The organism is Kribbella rubisoli (assembly GCF_004217145.1).
GTDB lineage: Bacteria > Actinomycetota > Actinomycetes > Propionibacteriales > Kribbellaceae > Kribbella > Kribbella rubisoli.
Genome location: NZ_SHKR01000014.1, coordinates 99,517 through 118,496 on the forward strand (window position 1 = coordinate 99,517; position 18,980 = coordinate 118,496).

At 68.0% G+C, this 18,980-nt stretch carries 17 protein-coding genes; 2 read left to right on the plus strand and 15 right to left on the minus strand.

Annotated features, from left to right (window positions below; all coding sequences use genetic code 11):
• Nucleotide 1 precedes the first annotated feature (1 nt).
• Together lspA and EV645_RS26085 are read right to left on the minus strand one after the other, a co-directional pair.
• A complete protein-coding gene (gene lspA / locus EV645_RS26080; protein ID WP_242000662.1) occupies nt 2-478 on the minus strand; it encodes a signal peptidase II in 477 nt (158 codons plus the stop codon).
• Between the two features lie 119 nt (nt 479-597).
• Nucleotides 598-1,284: a TraR/DksA family transcriptional regulator gene (locus EV645_RS26085; protein ID WP_130446654.1), complete on the minus strand. Its 687-nt coding sequence runs from the start codon at nt 1,282-1,284 to the stop codon at nt 598-600.
• Between the two features lie 472 nt (nt 1,285-1,756).
• Here EV645_RS26085 and ileS point away from each other — a divergent pair, with 472 nt between their 5' ends.
• Nucleotides 1,757-4,906, plus strand: coding sequence for an isoleucine--tRNA ligase (gene ileS, locus EV645_RS26090; protein ID WP_130446655.1), 3,150 nt, complete (start codon nt 1,757-1,759; stop codon nt 4,904-4,906).
• Between the two features lie 210 nt (nt 4,907-5,116).
• Here ileS and EV645_RS26095 read toward each other — a convergent pair whose 3' ends face one another.
• The 6 genes from EV645_RS26095 to EV645_RS26120 all read right to left on the minus strand — a co-directional run bounded on the left by EV645_RS26095 (nt 5,117) and on the right by EV645_RS26120 (nt 9,488).
• Complete coding sequence (locus EV645_RS26095) at nt 5,117-5,878, minus strand: DivIVA domain-containing protein (RefSeq protein WP_130446656.1); 762 nt, start codon at nt 5,876-5,878, stop codon at nt 5,117-5,119.
• Nucleotides 5,879-6,075: 197 nt separating this feature from the next.
• Nucleotides 6,076-6,381: a YggT family protein gene (locus EV645_RS26100; RefSeq protein WP_130446657.1), complete on the minus strand. Its 306-nt coding sequence runs from the start codon at nt 6,379-6,381 to the stop codon at nt 6,076-6,078.
• A gap of 50 nt (nt 6,382-6,431) precedes the next feature.
• Entirely contained in the window at nt 6,432-6,977 is a 546-nt protein-coding gene (locus tag EV645_RS26105; RefSeq protein WP_130446658.1) for a cell division protein SepF, read from the minus strand.
• 82 nt (nt 6,978-7,059) lie between these two features.
• Entirely contained in the window at nt 7,060-7,773 is a 714-nt protein-coding gene (locus EV645_RS26110) for a YggS family pyridoxal phosphate-dependent enzyme (protein WP_130446659.1), read from the minus strand.
• Nucleotides 7,770-8,495, minus strand: coding sequence for a peptidoglycan editing factor PgeF (pgeF, locus tag EV645_RS26115; RefSeq protein WP_130446660.1), 726 nt, complete (start codon nt 8,493-8,495; stop codon nt 7,770-7,772). The genes EV645_RS26110 and pgeF overlap by 4 nt, the downstream gene beginning before the upstream one ends.
• A 9-nt stretch (nt 8,496-8,504) precedes the next feature.
• The gene (locus EV645_RS26120; RefSeq protein ID WP_130446661.1) at nt 8,505-9,488 is read right to left on the minus strand and encodes a S41 family peptidase; all 984 of its coding nucleotides are present in this window, start codon (nt 9,486-9,488) and stop codon (nt 8,505-8,507) included.
• A 57-nt stretch (nt 9,489-9,545) separates the two neighbouring features.
• Between EV645_RS26120 and EV645_RS26125 the strand changes: the two genes are divergently transcribed.
• On the plus strand, nt 9,546-10,064 hold the full coding sequence (locus EV645_RS26125; RefSeq protein ID WP_130446662.1) for an ArsR/SmtB family transcription factor: 519 nt from the start codon (nt 9,546-9,548) through the stop codon (nt 10,062-10,064).
• Here the strand turns inward: EV645_RS26125 and ftsZ are convergent.
• The 7 genes from ftsZ to mraY all read right to left on the minus strand — a co-directional run bounded on the left by ftsZ (nt 10,057) and on the right by mraY (nt 18,969).
• Entirely contained in the window at nt 10,057-11,571 is a 1,515-nt protein-coding gene (gene ftsZ / locus EV645_RS26130; RefSeq protein WP_130446663.1) for a cell division protein FtsZ, read from the minus strand. The genes EV645_RS26125 and ftsZ overlap by 8 nt on opposite strands.
• Before the next feature lie 158 nt (nt 11,572-11,729).
• On the minus strand, nt 11,730-12,470 hold the full coding sequence (locus tag EV645_RS26135) for a cell division protein FtsQ/DivIB (RefSeq protein WP_130446664.1): 741 nt from the start codon (nt 12,468-12,470) through the stop codon (nt 11,730-11,732).
• 18 nt (nt 12,471-12,488) lie between these two features.
• Nucleotides 12,489-13,961: a UDP-N-acetylmuramate--L-alanine ligase gene (gene murC / locus EV645_RS26140; protein ID WP_130446665.1), complete on the minus strand. Its 1,473-nt coding sequence runs from the start codon at nt 13,959-13,961 to the stop codon at nt 12,489-12,491.
• Nucleotides 13,958-15,046, minus strand: coding sequence for an undecaprenyldiphospho-muramoylpentapeptide beta-N-acetylglucosaminyltransferase (gene murG, locus EV645_RS26145; RefSeq protein WP_130446666.1), 1,089 nt, complete (start codon nt 15,044-15,046; stop codon nt 13,958-13,960). The genes murC and murG overlap by 4 nt, the downstream gene beginning before the upstream one ends.
• 22 nt (nt 15,047-15,068) lie before the next feature.
• Entirely contained in the window at nt 15,069-16,319 is a 1,251-nt protein-coding gene (gene ftsW, locus EV645_RS26150; protein WP_130446667.1) for a putative lipid II flippase FtsW, read from the minus strand.
• A 179-nt stretch (nt 16,320-16,498) separates the two neighbouring features.
• The gene (gene murD, locus EV645_RS26155) at nt 16,499-17,938 is read right to left on the minus strand and encodes a UDP-N-acetylmuramoyl-L-alanine--D-glutamate ligase (RefSeq protein WP_130446668.1); all 1,440 of its coding nucleotides are present in this window, start codon (nt 17,936-17,938) and stop codon (nt 16,499-16,501) included.
• Nucleotides 17,935-18,969, minus strand: a complete 1,035-nt coding sequence (mraY, locus tag EV645_RS26160) for a phospho-N-acetylmuramoyl-pentapeptide-transferase (RefSeq protein ID WP_422386646.1) — start codon at nt 18,967-18,969, stop codon at nt 17,935-17,937. The genes murD and mraY overlap by 4 nt, the downstream gene beginning before the upstream one ends.
• Nucleotides 18,970-18,980: the final 11 nt, after the last annotated feature.

Below are 18,980 nucleotides of genomic sequence, written 5' to 3' on the forward strand. Positions count from 1 at the left end.
GTCACTTGCGCTGCTCCCGGGTGCCGTCGAGCTTGACCCCGCGCAGCGTCTGGATCACCAGCAGGATGGCGGCCGACGTCACCGCCATGTCCGCGACGTTGAAGATCGCCCAGTGCGGCGTCTGCAGGAAATCGACCACGTGCCCGTGGAACGCCGACGGCTCGCGGAAGATCCGGTCGATGATGTTCCCGACCGCACCGCCGAACAGCAGACCGAACGCGACCGCCCAGCCCGCCGACCCGAGCCGCCTGGACAGGTAGATCACACCGATCGCGACGATGATCTGGACCGCCGAGATGTACGGCGTGTAGCCGGTCCCGAGGCTGAACGCGGCGCCCGGATTCCGGATCAGGTTGAACTTGAGCAGCGAGCCGACCACATTCACCGGTTCACCCGGCGTGAGGTGAGCCAGCGCGAGCGCCTTCGTCACCTGGTCGAGCAGCAGGATCACGAGGCCGACCGCACCGAACAGTCCCATCCATTTCCAGGTTCGAACCGGCGGTGGCGGGGGCGGGGACGACGGAGAACCGGCCGACGGGTCGTCGGCCGGTTCCGTGGTATCTGCGTCTCCCACCTGGTGAGACGAGGCGGGGTCGTTCAGCGGCGTTCCTGGCGTTCTTTGCATGACACGCACAGTGTCGCACGCGGGAACGCCTGCAGCCGACCCTTGCCGATCGCGTTGCCGCAGTTCTCGCAGACGCCGTACGTGCCGTCGTCGATCCGGGTCAGCGCGAACTCGATCTGGTTCAGCATGTCGCGGGCGTTGTTGGCCAGCGACAGCTCGTGGTACCGCTCCAGGGTCGTCGACCCGACGTCGGCCTGGTCGTTCCCGGCGCCGTCGCTGCCGTCGCGGAACAGGCCCGCGATCTCCTGCTCGGCGTCGCGGATCTCCTCCTTGAGGTGCTCGACCTCACCCTCGAGTTCCGTGCGGAGCTCGGCGAGCTCGGCAGCGGTCCACGGATCCTCGCCCGGCTTCACCTTGAAGGTTTCGGCCGTATGCGCAGCGGACTTCGCCGGCGCAGTGGCCGGGGTCCTGTTCTCGTTCGTCTTCATGGCCACCCTCTTCGTCTGGGCTTCCTTGGCAGGGATCTTCTTGGCCGGAGCCTTCTTTGCCGCGGTGGAAGTCGACGCCGACTTCTTCGCGGGAGTCTTCTTGGCCGGCGAGGTCTTCGCCGGGGCTTTCCGGGCTGCTGTCTTCTGGACCGGCTCGGACTTCTTCGCAGCGCTCTTCTTGGCCGCGGCGGGACGTTCGGGGGCGGACTTCTTCTGTGCCGATGTAGCCATGCTGATCAGCTACCCCCTGCCTTCGTCGGAGACTGAAGCGGACTGGTCGCAAGACAGTAGGCCACGTGATCACCACGTGCCAGCCCGACGCGCAGACCGTGGACATACGGTAGTCGGTTCTTCAAGTCCGCTCGATGTTCCGCGCGTCACAGCCCTGTCTCAGCGACTACGCTACGTCACCGAACGTTTCAGTCGGCTCACCGGCAACTCCCCCAAGAACGATTAACGATTCGTAGTCAGCTCGTACGACGCCGTACACTGACAACCGCGATCCGCAAGGCAGTGATGGGGCTATCACCCCGGAGCCGCCGGAAGAACGGTCCGTAAGGGACCTATTAGAACCGGCAGCGGCAGCAAAAGGAAGTGGGTATCTCGCGGAGGGATACCAAGGAGGGTGGTACCGCGCGGTGCCGGCGCCAAGCCGGTGCTTCGTCCCTCGTCCCGCAGGTCAGTGGCGACGAAGGACGATGAGATGGCGGCAGAGAACCCACATACCCCCTGGCGGCAGGTTCCCGCTCAGGTCGACTTCCCCGCGCTCGAGCGCGAGATGCTCACCCTCTGGGACGAGCACGACACCTTCGCCAAGAGCCTCGAGCAGTCCGCCGGCGGTCAGCCGTGGACCTTCTACGAGGGCCCGCCGACCGCGAACGGCATGCCGGGCACGCACCACATCGAGGCCCGCGTCTTCAAGGACGTGTTCCCGCGCTACCGGACCATGAAGGGTTTCTGGGTCGAGCGCAAGGCCGGCTGGGACTGCCACGGCCTCCCGGTCGAGGTGGCCGTCGAGAAGGAGCTCGGCTTCAGCGGCAAGAACGACATCGAGGCGTACGGCATCGCCGAGTTCAACGCCAAGTGCCGCGAGTCCGTACTTCGGCATGTGGACGCGTTCAACGAGCTGACCGTCCGGATGGGTTACTGGGTCGACCTCGAGCACCCTTACAAGACGATGGACCCGGAGTACGTCCAGTCGGTCTGGTGGTCGCTCAAGCAGATCCACGACAAGGGCCTGCTGGTCGAGGACTACCGCATCACGCCGTACTGCCCGCGCTGTGGCACCGGCCTGTCCGACCACGAGTTGGCCCAGGGCTACGAGACCGTCGTCGACCCGTCGGTGTATGTCCGCTTCCCGCTGACCTCCGGTCCGCTGGCCGGCAAGGCGTCGCTGCTGGTCTGGACGACGACTCCGTGGACACTCGTTTCAAACACGGCAGTCGCCGTACATCCCGACGTCGAGTACGTCGTCGCCACCGACGGCGTGGAGTCGCTGGTCGTCGCCAAGCCGCTGCTCGACCGGCTCGGTGAAGGCTGGACGGTCACCGACGAGTACGCCGGCCGCGAGATGGAGCTGTGGAACTACCAGCGGCCGTTCGAGCTCGTGCCGTTCGACGAGCCGGCGCACTACGTCGTGCTCGCGGAGTACGTCACCACTGAGGACGGCACCGGTCTGGTGCACCAGTCCCCCGCGTTCGGCGCGGACGACCTAGCCGTGGGGCGCGCATACAACCTGCCGGTGGTGAACCCGGTGGATTCCAGCGGTCATTTCAACGCCGACGTACCGCTGGTCGGCGGGCAGTTCTTCAAGAAGGCCGACGAGGACCTGGTCAAGGACCTCGACGCGCGCGGTGTGCTGTTCAAGCACGTGCCGTACGAGCACCCGTACCCGCACTGCTGGCGCTGCCACACCCCGGTCATGTACTACGCACTCCCGTCCTGGTACATCCGCACCACGCAGGTGAAGGACGCCCTGCTCCGCGAGAACGAGCAGACCAACTGGTACCCGGACTCGGTCAAGTGGGGCCGGTACGGCGACTGGCTGCGCAACAACATCGACTGGGCCGTCTCCCGCTCCCGCTTCTGGGGTACGCCGCTGCCGATCTGGCGCTGCGCCGACGACCACCAGGTGTGTGTCGGCTCGCTGGCCGAGCTCGGCGAGCTGGCCGGCCGCGACCTGAGCGCCACCGATCCGCACCGGCCGTACGTCGACGACATCACCTTCGACTGCCCGCAGTGCGGTGCGGAAGCCCGCCGGGTGCCCGAGGTGATCGACGCCTGGTACGACTCGGGCTCGATGCCGTTCGCGCAGTGGGGCTACCCGTGGGCGGAGGGGTCGAAGGAGAAGTTCGCGACGACCTATCCGGCCGACTTCATCTCCGAGGCGATCGACCAGACCCGCGGCTGGTTCTACACGCTGATGGCGATCGGCACGCTGGTCTTCGACGAGTCGTCGTACCGCAATGTCGTCTGCCTCGGGCACATCCTGGCCGAGGACGGCCGGAAGATGTCCAAGCACCTGGGCAACATCCTCGAGCCGATCCCGCTGATGGACGACCACAGCGCGGACGCGGTGCGCTGGTTCATGGCCGCGTCCGGTTCGCCGTGGAAGGCCCGCGGCATCGGTCCGAACGTGCTCAACGAGATCGTCCGGAAGGTGCTGCTCACCTACTGGAACACGGTCGCGTTCCACGCGCTGTACGCCCGGCTCGCGGACTGGTCGCCTGCCGACGCGCCCGCGGTCGAGGATCGTTCGGTGCTCGACCGGTGGCTGGTGAGCGAGACGCATCGGCTGGTCCGCGACACCGACGAGGCGTACGCCGCGTTCGACACGCAGCGGCTCGGTCTGCTGATCAACTCGTTCGTCGACGTGCTGTCGAACTGGTACGTCCGCCGTTCGCGCCGCCGGTTCTGGGCCGGTGACGCCGGCGCGCTGGCCACCTTGCACGAGACGCTCGAGGTGCTGACGCGGGTGATGGCGCCGCTGACGCCGTTCGTCACCGAGCGGGTCTGGCAGGACGTGTTCCGTCCGGTCACACCGGAGCTGCCCGAGTCGGTCCACCTGTCGAGCTTCCCGACATACGACGAGACGCTGATCGACGACGTACTGGCGCAGCACGTGTCGATGGCCAAGCGGGTCGTCGAGCTCGGCCGGTCGGCCCGCGCCGAGGCGAAGGTGAAGACCCGCCAGCCGCTGGCCCGCGCTCTGGTCGGATCGGCCGCGATCGCGGACCTGTCGCCCGAGCTGCTGCAGGAGATCGCGGACGAGCTCAACGTGGGCACGGTCGAGCCGTTGTCCGCGGCGGGTGCGGACCTGGTCGAGTTCTCTGCCAAGGGCAACTTCCGTGAGCTGGGCAAGCGGTTCGCCAAGCAGACGCCGGTGGTCGCGGCCGCGATCGCCGCCGCCGATGCCGGCGCGCTCGCGGTCGAGCTCAAGGAGACCGGTACTGCGTCGGTCGTCGTCGACGGCGAGGATGTCCGGGTGAGTGAGGCCGAAGTACTGCTGTCCGAGCGGCCGAAGGAAGGCTGGTCGGTGGTCAACGAGCAGGGCGAGACCGTTGCCCTCGACCTCGAGGTGACGCCGGAGCTACGGCAGGCCGGCCTGGCCCGCGAGGTGGTCCGGACGCTGCAGGAAGCCCGGAAGAGCGCCGGCCTCGAGGTCTCGGACCGGATCAAGGTCTGGCTCACCTCGACCGACACCGAGCTGACCGATGCCCTGGGCAAGCACGCGGACGAGATCGCCCGCGAGGTGCTAGCCGTCGAGCTGAACCAGTCCGCCCCGTCGGAGGCAGACGTTGCCAGCGGCACCGAAGAGGACCTGCAGCTCAGCTACTGGCTGACGAAGGTCTGATGACGAACGGCGCGGGCCCGCACTGCCGGGCTCGCGCCGAGAGTGTGTTCCCCGATGGACCGGCCGGGGAATCACCCGCACTACTCAGACTTGCGTTCTCTCGCCGGTCCTGACGCCCTGTCACCACGGTGGGACCGTGTGTCAAAAGTGTCCGGACATGACGAAGAGGCGGTGCCGCCGGAAAGCACCGCCTCCTCAACGAGGTTTTGTTTACACGCCGTGACCGTGAGCCTGGGCGCGGGCCTCCGGGCGGAAGCCGTTGCGCGGGCTGAGCGTGTCGTCGCCGTTGCCGAGCGCCTTCAGCTGCTCGGTGAAGTACGTCTTCAGGCGGCTGCGGTACTCACGCTCGTACGCGTGCAGGTCGTCGATCGTGCGCTCGAGCTGACCCTTCTGCTTCTCCAGCGTGCCGAGCATCTGCGCACGACGCTCAGCGATCTCGCCATCGAGCTTCTCGGCGCGGGCGCGAGCCTCACCGGTCATCCGGTCAGCCTTGCCACGCGCCTCGTTCTCCAGGCGCTCCGCCTTGGCGCGGGCCTCGCCGATGATCTTGTCGGCGGTGTCCTTCGCCTCCTGGACCAGGTCGTCGGAGTGCTTGGTGGCCATCTCCAGCAGCCTGACGGCCGAGCTGGAGGCGTCGCCGACCGAGCCGGCCGCCGCAGCCGCACTCGCAGCCGCGACCGGCGGCATCACCGGGGGCTTCTCCTCCGGCTTCTCGACCACGACCGGGGGCTTCGGCTGCTGCACGACAGGCGGCAGGGCGGCGGTCTGGTCGACGACCGGCCGCTGCTGGTCCGCACCCGCGCGCTGAGCCGCCGCGAGCTTGGCCCGCAGCTCCTCGTTCTCGGCGAGAAGTCGCTCGAGCTCTGCCTCGACCTCGTCGAGGAAGGAGTCGACCTCTGTGACGTCGTAGCCCTCCCGTAGTCGGACGGGCGTGAATTGCTTCGAGCGGACGTCATCCGGCGTCAGCGGCATCTTTCACCTCGTTTGTCTGTGTCTTGGCGGAGTCCCCGTAGTGTTGCACCCCGGCGACTCAGTAGATCACGTTATCGCTTCGTTGTCTTATGACGGAATCCGGGCGGTCGACAACGGTCCTGCCCGGTGGAGCGGCCCCGTAGGAACGGCCCCGTTTTCCCGAGACTCTACCTACCCAGTCCTCGCCGTTCCCACCCTCACAACGACCGCAAAGCCGTTGAGTTGATGGACATCGCCACCGAGACGATGACGAACAGCATCAGCATGGACAGGTCGATCCGCACCCCGCCCGCCCCGATGGGGGGCAGGATCCGCCGCAACGGCTTCAGCAGCGGATCGGTGATCGAGTAGATCAGCTCGAAGAACAGGAGCAGTGGACCCTTCGGGTGCCACTGGGGCGCGAACATGACGATCAGACTGAGCACGAACCTCGCCACCAGTACCAGGAAGAAGGCGAGCAGCACCCAGCTGAGAACACTGAGGACGAGCGCTAGAGCAAACATGTCGTCAATGAGTGTAGAAGACGGCGGAAGGCCAGGAACCAACCAGAGCCTCAGCTCTGGTTGTAGAACCCGTCCGCGGCGATCTTCTCCTTCTCCTCGGCGGCGACCGTGACGTTCGGCGGGCAGACCAGGAACACCTTGGTGGTGATCCGCTCGATCGATCCACGGCAGCAGAAGATCAGCCCGGCAGCGAAGTCGACGAGTCGCTTGGCGTCGGCGTGATCCATCTCGGTCAGGTTCATGATGACGGGGGTGCCGTCGCGGAAATGCTCACCGATGACGCGCGCTTCGTTGTAGCTGCGCGGGTGCACGGTGGTGATGCGGGCCAACTCGGTAACCTCCGGGGACGGCGCGACCCCGCGCCGGTCTGGGAACTTGCTGACCGTCGCGCCGCTGCTGGTCTCACGGTCCTCGCGAGACTCGCGGCTCTCCCGGCCGGCAGGTACCGGCTCGGTCTCGTGGGAGTCCCCGTCAACATCGTCGACTGCGTCATCGTCGTACTCGTCGTACTCGTAGTCGTCGTACCGCGCGTTGTAGCGCTCCCCGTCCTCGACCAAGCCGAGGTACACACCCATCTTGCGCAGCGCGCCGCTCATGGCCCTCCAGCACCTCGATCCGGTTCTACGACAACTCCGACGACAACGGTGACCAGGAAGCAAAACCTGCTCGATGTCGACACTAACCGAGTGGAGGACGCGTACCGAGTAAGGCGCGCCCGAGCCGGACGTGTGTCGCACCGTGCTTGATCGCGGCCTCCAGATCACCGGTCATCCCGGCCGAGATCCAGTCGGCGCCGGGGTGTTCGGAGCGTAGCCGCGACGCTACGTCCCGCAGCCCGGCGAGGGCTTCGTCAGGATCCGATCCCAACGGCGCGACAGCCATCACTCCGCCGAGCTCCAGTGCGTCCGCCGCCGCGATCTCCGCGGCCAGTCCGGGTACGTCGGAAGGCTCGACCCCGCCCCGCCCGGCGCCGGTCGCCGCCTCGGCCGATCCGTACGCCGCGAGGCTCACCTGGATCAGGCAGCGCACCGTCTTCTCCTCGGCGACCGCGGCCCTGGACAGCGCTTCGACGAGTGACGATCGATCGACGGAGTGCACGATCGACGCGTTCCGGACAACGGACCTGGCCTTCTTCGACTGCAGCTGACCGACGAAGTGCCAGGTGAGGTCGGTGCACTCGGGCGCCTTCACCTTGAGCTCCTGCTCGCGGTTCTCGCCGACGTCCCGGACTCCGAGGGCCGCCAGCGCCCGTACATCGCTGACTGGGAAGGTTTTGGTGATCGCGACGAGGGTGACCTCCTCCCGGGACCTCCCGGCCGCCTGACAGGCCTTCTCGATCCGCTCCTGAACCAGCAGCAAGTTGCCGCGCAGCTCGTCGGCGCGGTCGGTCATCGCGCCACCAGCTTGATCAGGCCCGCCATCCGGCCGCTGGTCGGGCCTTCGCGACGATACGAGTACAGGTTCTCGGACTCGATGGTGCAGGCCGTCGCGTCGACCACCTCGACGTCGAGCTCGGCCAGTTGCGCCTTCACTCCGGCCGCCACGTCGAGGGCGGGCGTCCCCCAGCTCGTCTCGGAGTACGCCGCGGGCACCCGCTCGGCGACCTCGGCCCGCATCTCTTCAGGGACCTCGTAGCACTTCCCGCAGGCATACGGCCCGAGTACGGCGGTGATGCGTGAGGCGCCGAGGTCCCGCATCGCGTCGACCGTCGCCGGCACGATGCCGACGTACATGCCCTTGCGTCCGGAGTGTGCTGCACCGATGACGCCGTCGCCGACCAGCAACACAGGCAGGCAGTCCGCGGCACGTACGGCGAGGACCACATCGGAGCGTGTCGTCACGAGCCCGTCGGCCTTCGGGTTCTGCTCCAGCGGTAGCGCGTCATCCGGGCCGACGACGTGGACGTCGCGACCGTGGACCTGGCTGACCCGGACGACCGCATCGGGCTCCACCTCGAACGCGGCCGCGACCCGGCGGTAGTTCTCGGCGATCCGCTCGGCGTCCTCGCCGTACCCGCCGAGATTGAATTCGCCGTACGGCGGTTTGCTGGCGCCGCCGTACCGATCCGTGAAGACGACCCGGGCGGGGATGCGAACCTCGTCGTAGCCGAACACGACTGAAGATTACCCAGCGCTGACCCCGGCACCCAGCATCGCCCGCGCCTCGTCGGTCACACCGTTGCGTTCGGGATCCGGCGGCAGCTCGAGCACATACCCGGCTGCCAGGCGATAGGCCTCGGCGAACGCCTCATCCGCCGGTACGTCGAGGTCGGGAACGACACCGGTGCCCTCCCAGTTGGTCCCCGTGACCGAGCTCACCGAACGCGCCACCGGCACGCTCGCCTCGAGTTGCTCGTGCAACTTGAACCCCTGGCGCGGGTGCGCACCGCCGCCGGTCCGCTCTCCCACCACGACTGCACGCCCGAACTGCTGCAGGTTGTACGCCAGCTCCTCGCCGCCCGAGAACGTCGCGGGGCTGGTCAGAACCCAGATCGGCTTGGTGCCACTGAACCGCGGACCCGGCACGTACGGCATGGTCCAGAACTGCCGCGTCGTACCGTCGGCCGGTTTGACCAGATCGTGCAGGTGGACCGGCTCGTCGGAGTCGAGCAGATGACTGCAGACAAAGGCGACCTGATCGGGCGATCCACCCACGCAGCGGCGCAGATCGATGAGTAACGCATCGGTCGACGCGAGCAGCGACATCGCTGCCGTCACTGCCGGTCCGGCCATGTTGGGGGGATAGAGCAACGGACGAATTTCCAGCAGGCCGATGTTGCCGTCGAGCCGTTCGACGCGCGCCATGCCGCCGGCGTCGAGCGCTGCACGGCGCCGCCAATGCGCTTCCTCGGCCACCGGGTCCGTCTCGTCCGGCAGTCCGTCGCGACGGAAGATGAGGCGCAGGTGTTTGTCGCGATTGCCGACCTGCAGATCGGCCGTGACCCGCTCGGCCAGCTGCTCCGGCGTGCCGAGGTCGTCGTACCGACCCTCGGCGACCGCCGCGGCGAGCCGGTCCGCGACCTCGGCGCCGATCTCGGGAAAGACGTAGTACTCGGCGACCAGCGCGCCCAGCCGGCCGACGACGGCCCTGATCTCTTCGGTGTGCATGGGCAGAAGTAGAGCACGAGGTTTGACAAAGCGTCAAGAAATCTAGACGCTTAATCCATGGCCGAGATCGTCGATCACCTGGAGGTGTCGAGCGCCGCGCAGTTCAAGGCGCTCGGGCACCCGTTGCGGCACCGTTTGCTGTTCGCGCTCGGGCAGGAGGCGGCCACGATCAGCCAGCTGGCCGCTGCGCTCGGGACAGCCAAAGGCAACGTCGCCCATCACCTGGGCGTGCTGCGTGACGCCGGGATGGTGCACGTGGCCGAGACCCGGCAAGTGCGCGGCGGCACCGAGCAGTACTACCGACGGTCGGTGCGGCGGTTCGACTTCGTCGGTGAGGGCGCCCGGGCGGCCAACACCGTCGCGCTCCAGGCCGTCTCCGCCGAGCTCGAGTCCGCGGAGGACGACCCGTTGTTCAACCTGCGCAACATCCGGCTGACCGCCGCCCAGGCCGCGGAACTCGCCGCGACCCTGGACCGGATGGTCCACGACCTCACCGACGCCGGCCCGACCGAGTCCCGCTACGGCATCCTGGTCTCCGTCTACCGCCCCCGGCAGCCGGACCCGACAGTTACTTGAGGAAGTCCGGGATGTCGAGGTCTTCCTCGGGCTCGGGCTTCTTCGGCTTGGGGGCGCTGGGCTGGGCGGACTGACTCGGCTGACCGGTGGACGAGGTGCTCGGGCCGTGGGTCGGCCAGGAGTGCGGCGCGGTCGGCGATGCCGGGGTGTGTGGCGTCGGCTGGGTCGACTGCTGACCGGACTGCACGGTGCGAACCCCGTCCCCGGCCGGCGGCCGCGCGGAGTTGGTCGTGCCGACGCCGGGCCGCGGCTCGGTCGGCGCAGGCACCGGGACCGTGTCGTCGGTCGGCAACGGAGGTGTCGTCGGTGTCACGTTCGCAGCCGGGCCGCCGGTTGCCGGTGCACCCTGCGTGTTGGCACCGGGAGCCATCGGCGGCTGCTGAGCCGGGGGCGGCGTCGTACCGGGGGTCTGACCCGGGGCGCCGGGGGCCTGTCCACCGGACGGCGCACCGCCGGCGGGCTGACCGGTCGTCGGGGCGCCAGACATCGGGGCCGAGTAGCTCTGGGGGCGGGAAGACTGCGGACGGGCCTGGTTCATCGCCTGCTCGCGACGCTTGGGCATGCCGCCGTCGAAGCCGGCCGCGATCACCGTGACGCGGACCTCGTCGCCGAGGGCATCGTCGATGACCGCGCCGAAGATGATGTTCGCGTCGGTGTGTGCGGACTCCGACACCAGCTGCGCCGCCTCGTTGATCTCGAACAGGCCCAGGTCGGACCCGCCCGCGATCGACAGGAGTACGCCGTGCGCACCCTCGATGCTTGCCTCAAGCAACGGAGACGAGATGGCTGCCTCGGCGGCCGCGACCGCGCGGTCCTCGCCGCGGGACGAGCCGATGCCCATCAGCGCGGAGCCGGCGTTCGACATGACCGCCTTGACGTCGGCGAAGTCGACGTTGATCAGACCGGGCGTGGTGATCAGGTCGGTGATGCCGGAGACACCTTGCAGCAGCACCTGGTCGGCCTGCTTGAACGCGTCGAGCACGGAGACGGCGCGGTCGGAGATCGTCAGCAGGCGGTCGTTCGGAATCACTATCAGCGTGTCGACTTCTTCGCGGAGGGTGGCGATGCCGTCCTCCGCCTGGGTCGCGCGCCGCTTTCCCTCGAAGGAGAACGGCCGCGTGACGACACCTATCGTCAGCGCGCCCAGCGAGCGGGCGATCCGGGCCACCACGGGCGCGCCGCCGGTGCCGGTGCCGCCGCCCTCGCCGGCGGTGACGAAGACCATGTCGGCGCCCTTCAGCGCCTCCTCGATCTCCTCCGCGTGGTCCTCGGCGGCCTTCTGCCCGATCGCCGGGTTCGCGCCGGCGCCCAGACCGCGCGTCTCCTCGCGGCCGATGTCGAGCTTGACGTCCGCGTCGCTCATCAACAGCGCTTGCGCGTCGGTGTTGATGGCGATGAACTCAACGCCCTTCAGACCGTGCTCGATCATCCGGTTGACGGCGTTCACGCCGCCCCCGCCGATGCCGACGACCTTGATGAGTGCCAGGTAGTTCTGCGGTGCCGCCACGTCCGCGCCTCTCGCCTCGTTGCTTTCCCGTTGTCCAGCGAAAAGACTGAACCTCAAGTACATGCTTAGACTTATGTCAACTTTAGATTACGCCGCACGATACGGGACGCTTCCAGCCAAAAGCCACGCGCCTCGCCGCGCATCCGCGATGTGAGCCGTCATCGCTTTTCCCCTTTGGTGACAGGGAGATCGGGCGCCGAGACGTCGTACACCTTCGCCTGGCGCTTCATCAGCACGCTCAGTACCCCGGCCTTGCGCTCACTGTCATCGGAACTACCCCAAACGACCTTCACACCCGAGCTGAGGTTGAGCGTGATCGAGTCCGGCGACGCTGCCGAGATCGAGCTCACCTGCGCCCGCAGGGTGTCCGGCAGAGCGGCCGAAACCGTCACCACCGAGTGGATCGTGACGTCGCGCCGTACGCCGGTCACCTTCGCGTCCGGCAGTCCGGCCGGCCGGTCGGGCACGGTGCGGTACGACGCACCGGTCGCGTCGACCAGTTCGTACCGCGAGCCGTCGGTGACGACCACGACCGCAACCCGTTCGGTGACGACGATCACGATCTTGTTCGGCCAGGCGCGGGTCACCTGCGCGTCCGCGACCGCCGGGATCGTCCGCACCCGGTCCGCGATCGACCGCAGATCCACCTTCGCCAGCGGGGTGCCGATCGGTGCGGCCGCGGTCTGCTCGATCGTTGCCAGCGGCACCGTGTCGGCGCCGCTGATCCGCACGCCCGAGACAGCCAGCACGGAGGAGAAGTAGAACAACCAGACGATCAGCCCGGCCACGACGACGAGTCCGCCGCCGATCGCCCAAGGAAGCCAACTCCGCCAGCGCACCAGCCGTTGCCGGCGCGCGAACCGCTGCTGTGCCCGAGCCAGATCAACGCTCTGGCTCATTCAACAAACCCCACCCAATTACTCCACCACAGCTACCGGCGTTGACTCGGCAGGCTCGCGGGTGGATCCACCAGCACTGGCGCGTTCGGCCAGCAGACCAACGACTTCCGGGCCGATCAGGGTCACGTCGCCCGCGCCCAGCGTCACGACCAGGTCACCCGGCTCGGCGAGGTCCGCGACGAGCTGCGGTACGGCGGACCACGACGGCTCGAACCGGACCTGGTCAGGCTTCAGCGGCACGTGGTTCGCGATCAATGCTCCGGTGACGCCCGGCTCCGGGTCCTCGCGGGCCGCGAACACATCCATCACCACGACCTCGTCGGCCAGCGCCAGCGCCTCGGAGAACTCCTTGGCGAAGATCCGGGTCCGGCTGAACAGGTGCGGCTGGAAGCACGCGATCACGCGCCCCTCCCCCGCCACCTGACGGGCTGCGGTCAGGTCGACGGCCAGCTCGGTCGGGTGGTGCGCATACGAGTCGAACACCCGCACACCGTCCTCGAGCCCCTTGAACTCGAACCGCCGGCCGGTACCGGTGAACGCCGCCAGCCCCTCGGCCAGGTCGACCGCGGAGAACCCGAGCCCGAGCCCGACCGTCAGCGCCGCCGACGCGTTCAGCACGTTGTGCTTGCCCGCCTGCTGCAGGTTCACGACCGGCAGCTTCCGCCCGTGGTACACCGGGACGAACGACTGCGTCGCCCCGGTCGCGGTGATCTCGGTGACATGCAGATCCGCGTCCTCGGACTCGCCGTACGTCCGGACGTCGATGCCGCGGTCCCGCGCGTACTCCGCGAGCCGGCGCGCGCCCGCGTCGTCCTGGCAGATCACCATGAAGCCCTCGGGCTGCACGCGGTCACAGAACTCGACGAACGCCTGCCGGTAGTTGGCCTCGGTCCCGTAGTTGTCCAGGTGGTCCGGCTCGACCGACGTGACGATCGACACCTCGGGCGTGTAGGTCAGGAACGACTTGTCCGACTCGTCCGCCTCGGCGACGAACAGGTCGCCGGTGCCGTCGTGGGCGTTCGACCCGGACTCGTTCAGGTTGCCGCCGATCGCGTACGACGGGTCGGCGCCGCAGTGCTGCAGCGCGACCGTGAGCATCGAGGTCGTCGTCGTCTTGCCGTGCGTCCCGGCCACCGCGAGCGTCCGCCGGCCGACCATCACCGAGGCGAGCGCGGCGGCCCGGGGCAGGATCGGGATCCCGGCCGCGCGGGCGGCGACCACTTCGGGGTTGGTCTCGCGGATCGCGGTCGACACCACCACGGTGTCGACGTCCTTCACGTGCTCGGCGGCGTGACCGACCCAGCAGGTCGCACCGAGCGCGCGGAGCGCGGCGAGCACCTTGCCGTCCTTGGCGTCGGACCCGGACACCTCGATCCCCCGGGAGGCCATGATCCTGGCGATACCGGACATGCCGGCTCCGCCGATTCCTACGAAGTGCACCCTGCCCAGCTTTTCGGCAGGCAGGAGCGTGTCAGGTGCGGTGACGATCACGAAGCAGACCTCACCACATCCAGGATGATCCGCGCCAATCGCTCGTCGGCATCCGTCCTGATCACACCGGTCGCAGCTGTGGACATGGCTGTCAGACGCTCGCGGTCGTGCAGAAGTTGCGGCACGTTCGCCCGGATCCAGTCCGCGGTCATCTCAGCGTTGTCGATCAGCACACCTCCACCCACGTCAACCACGGGCTTGGCGTTCAGTCGCTGCTCACCGTTACCGATCGGGAGCGGAACGTAGATCGCGGGCAGCCCGACACCGGACACCTCGGTGACCGTGTTCGCTCCCGAGCGGCAGACGACCAGGTCGGCCGCGGCGTACGCCAGGTCCATCCGGTCGACGTAGTTCAGTACGACGTACGGATAGCGGCCGGTCTGCGGTACTTCGAGGGTGTTCTTCGGGCCGATCGCGTGCAGGACCTGGATGCCGGCCGCCTGCAGGTCCGCGGCGGCGCCGGAGACGGCCTCGTTGATCTGCCGCGCACCCTGCGACCCGCCAGTCACGAACAGCGTCGGCGCATCCGGGTCCAGGCCGAAGAACTGCCGCGCCTCGGCCCGCAGCGCGGCCCGGTCCAGCGTCGAGATCGCGCGCCGGATCGGCAGCCCGACGTACTCCGCATGTGGCAGCTCGCTGCCCGGGAACGACGTCTTCACGTGCTGCGTGCAGTAGCGCGCGGCGAACTTGTTCGCGATTCCCGGCACGGCGTTGCCCTCATGGACGACGATCGGCGTCTTCCGCCGCCAGGCCGCGACGTACGCCGGGGTGGAGACATAGCCGCCGAACCCGACCAGGACGTCGGCCTTGGCCTCGTCGAGCGCCCGCCGGGCGGCGCTGACCGAGGCCAGCATCTTCCCCGGTACGGCGAGCAGGGCCGGGGTGGGCCTGCGGGGCAGCGGCACCGGCGGGATCAGCTCCAGCCGGTAACCGGCCTCCGGTACGACGCGGGTCTCGAGGCCGCGCTCGGTGCCGAGGGCGAGGATCTCGACGGTCGGGTCGATCCGGCGCAGGGCGTCGGCGGTGGCGATCAGGGGTGAGGTGTGGCCGGCGCTACCGCCGCCGGCCAGAACGATGCTGGGCACAGCTTTCAACGCTCCCGCGGGTTCACTTGTGTTGCGGCGTACGCCGCGAAGGCAGCCACCCGAACCGGGGCCGCCTGGTCTCTTTCAGGGCGGCTTGCGCGCCGGGCTCGGCCTTCGCGAAGGACAGCAGCATGCCGATCGCGATGAGGGTCGGCAGCAGTGCGGAACCACCGTACGACAAAAGCGGGAGCGGGATACCCACGATGGGTAGCAGTCCGATCACGGCGCCCAGGTTGACGAGCGTCTGGGCCATGATCCAGATGGTGATCCCCGCCGCCGCGTAGCGGACGAACGGCTCGGTGTTCCGGGTCGCGATCCGCACCCCGGCGTAGGCCAGCGTGAGGAACAGAGCAAGCACGGTGAGCGACCCGACCAGGCCGAGCTCCTCACCGATCACCGAGAAGATGAAGTCGGTGTGCGCCTCCGGCAGGTTGCTCCACTTCTGCCGGCTGTTGCCGATGCCGACGCCCCACCAGCCGCCGGTCGAGAGTGCGTAGAACGAGTGGTAGGCCTGCCAGCCCACCCCCATCGGGTCCGAGAACGGGTCGAGGAACGACGTGACCCGCTGCATCCGGTACTTCTCCGCGTTGACGAAGTACGTCGCCACCGCGCCGACCACGACGATCGTCGCGACGAACAGCCGCGTCGGTGCGCCGACGATCCAGATCATGCCGATCATCACGGCCATCAGCACCAGCGCCGTACCGAGGTCGTGCTGGCCGACGACCAGCGCGATCACCAGACCGCAGACCGGCACCATCGGAACGAGCAGATGCTTCCACTGGGTGAGCAGTTTCTCCTTGCGGGCGTACAGATCCGCGCACCACATCACCATCGCCAGCTTGGCGAACTCACTCGGCTGGATCTGCAGCGGTCCGCCGAGGTTCAGCCAGTTGGTGTTGCCGTTCACGCCGACGCCGAGGCCCGGGATGTAGGTCAGCACCAGCAGGAAGATCGATCCGAGCAGCGCGACGTACGCGAGCATGCGGAAATGCCGTGGCGTCATCCGCGAGGCGACGTACGCCATCGGCAGGCCGACCACGACCCAGATCAGCTGACGGACGAAGATCGTGTAGCTGTTCCCGTTGATGCGCAGCGACAGCACACTCGATGCCGAGAGCACCATCATCAGCCCGAGCACGAGCAGCAGACCGGTCGCGCCGAGCACGATGTGGTACGACGTCAGCGGCCGGTCGAGCACGTCCCGGATCGCCGCGACCCAGGCCCGTTCGCCGTTCTTCCTGCCCTCGGGCTGATCCGCGATCGACGTCACGCGATCACCTCCGGATCAGTTGCCGTGGGGCGTGGCTGATGGTCCCACGCCGTAGCGAGCAGGTGCTCGGTGCGGCGCCTCGGCGTGCTGGAGGGGAGGCCTCGATGTGGTTTCATCGTGGCCTTTCCTCCAGTGCGTCGAGGTGCCGTGCCGAGTGCCGCGCAGTAGGCGTGGGACCATCAGCCACGCCCCAAAGCGTGTACGGCTTCGGTGAAGGCGTCCCCACGGGCTCCGTAGTTGGCGAACATGTCCCAGGATGCGCAGCCAGGCGCGAGCAGCACGGTGTCACCCACCTGTGCGAGCTTCGCCGCCTCCCCCACCACGATCTGCATAGCTCCAGTGTCTGTTGCCTCGACGACGATCCTCGGGACATCTGGTGCGTGTCGCTCGAGTGCTTCGGCGATCACCTGCTTGTCCTGGCCCATCAGTACGACGGCCCGCAACCGTTCGCGGGCCGCGATCACGAGCTCGTCGAACGTCGCGCCCTTGGCCTGACCGCCGGCGATCCACACCACCTGCTCGTAGGCGAGCAGCGATGCCTGCGCGGCGTGCGGGTTGGTTGCCTTCGAGTCGTCGACATAGTTGACCCCGGCAACATCCGCGACATGCGCGATCCGGTGCTTGTCCGGCCGGAAGCCGCGCAGCCCGTCACGGATCGCGGTCGGCGGTACGCCGAACGAACGCGCCAACGCCGCCGCGGCCAGCGCGTTCGCGATGTTGTGCGGAGCAGCCGGCGTGACGTCGGAGATCATCGCCAGCTCGAGCGCCGATGTCGTGCGCTGCTCGACGAAGGCCCGATCCACCAGCAGGTCGTCGACGATCCCGAGCATCGACAGTCCCGGCGTACCGAGGGTGAAGCCGATCGCGCGGCAGCCCTCGATCACGTCCGCGTCCATCACGAGCTCTTCGGTCGCTTGATCCGCGACGTTGTAGACGCACGCGATCTGGCAGTTCTCGAAGATGCGGCCCTTGTCCTTGGCGTAGGCATCCAGCGAGCCGTGCCAGTCGACGTGATCCGGTGCGATGTTCAGCACGGCGGCCGAGTGCGCCGACATCGAGTGCGTGTAGTGCAACTGGTAGCTGGACAGCTCGACCGCGATCACGTCGTACGGCTCGGGGTCCATCACGGCCTCGAGCAACGGCAGCCCGACGTTGCCCGCGGCAACGGCTCGGAGACCGGCGGCCTGCAGCATCGCGGTCAGCATTTGCACCGTGGTGGTCTTGCCGTTGGTGCCGGTGATGCACAACCACGGCGCGGCGGTCGCCGGGTCGCGCAGTCGCCACGCCAGCTCGATCTCACTCCAGATCGGTACGTCGCGCTCAGCCGCCTGTGCGAGCAACGGCGCGTGCGGCGGCACGCCGGGAGACGTGACGACGACGTCAACCTCCTTCGGCAACTCCGCCGCACTGCCCGGGCCGAGGGTGATCGTGGCGCCGAGCGTCTCCAAGATCACTGCCTTCTCGCGCAGCGCCTCGTTGTCGCGATCGTCGAGCACGACGAGGTGCTCGGCGCCGGCCTGGATCAGCGAGTCCGCGCAGGCGTAGCCCGCAGTACCGAAGCCGAGCACGACGAACCGCGTCGTCGCCCAGCCGTCGTCCGTCCGTGCGTCGAGACTCATCCGGTCACCCATTCCGCGTAGAAGACCCCGAGACCGATCACCACGCACAACCCTTGAATGATCCAGAACCGGATGACGATGTTGACCTGTTCCCAGCCGAGCATCTCGAAGTGGTGATGCAGCGGCGCCATCCGGAACAGGCGTTTGCCCTTGGTGGCCTTGAAGTAGCCGACCTGCAGGATGACCGAAGCGGTGACGATGACGAACAGGCCGCCGAGCAGCAGCACGAGCAGCTCGGTCCGGGTCATCACCGCCATACCGGCCAGGGCGCCGCCGAGCGACAGCGAACCGGTGTCGCCCATGAAGATCTTGGCCGGCGAGGCGTTCCACCACAGGAAGCCGAAGAGCGCACCGGTCAAACACGCGGCGACCACGGCAAGGTCGTGTGGATCTCGGACCTCGTAACACTTGGCGCCGACGCCGTTGGCGGTCGCACAGCTCTGGTTGAACTGCCAGATGCAGATCAGCGTGTACGCGCCGAACACCATCATCGACGCGCCGGTCGCCAGACCGTCCAGACCGTCGACGAGGTTGACGCCGTTCGACATACCGGCGATCAGCAGCAGGATCCAGATGATCACCAGGATGGCCGGCAGTTCCAGCCAGCCGATGTCGCGGATGAACGAGATGAACGGCGAGGCCGGCCTCTGCCCGCGCTCGTCCGGGAACTGCAACGCGAGCACCGCGAACACCACCGCGACGAAGGTCTGGCCGGCCAGTTTCGCCTTGCTGCGCAGGCCGAGGCTGCGCTGCCGGAAGATCTTGATGAAGTCGTCCAGGAAGCCGACCGCGCCCATCCCGGCGAACAGGAACAGCACCAGGATCGCCGAGGCGCTCGGCGGCGTCATCGTGAACAGCTTCGCCGCGAAGTACCCGACGATCGTCGCGACGATGAAGACCGTGCCGCCCATGGTCGGCGTACCGCGCTTGATGTGGTGCGAGGTCGGGCCGTCGGCGCGGATCTCCTGGCCGTAGCCGCGCTTGGCCAGCCATCTGATCGCCCAGCGCGTGCCGATCAGCGTCAGCACCATCGCGACGGCGC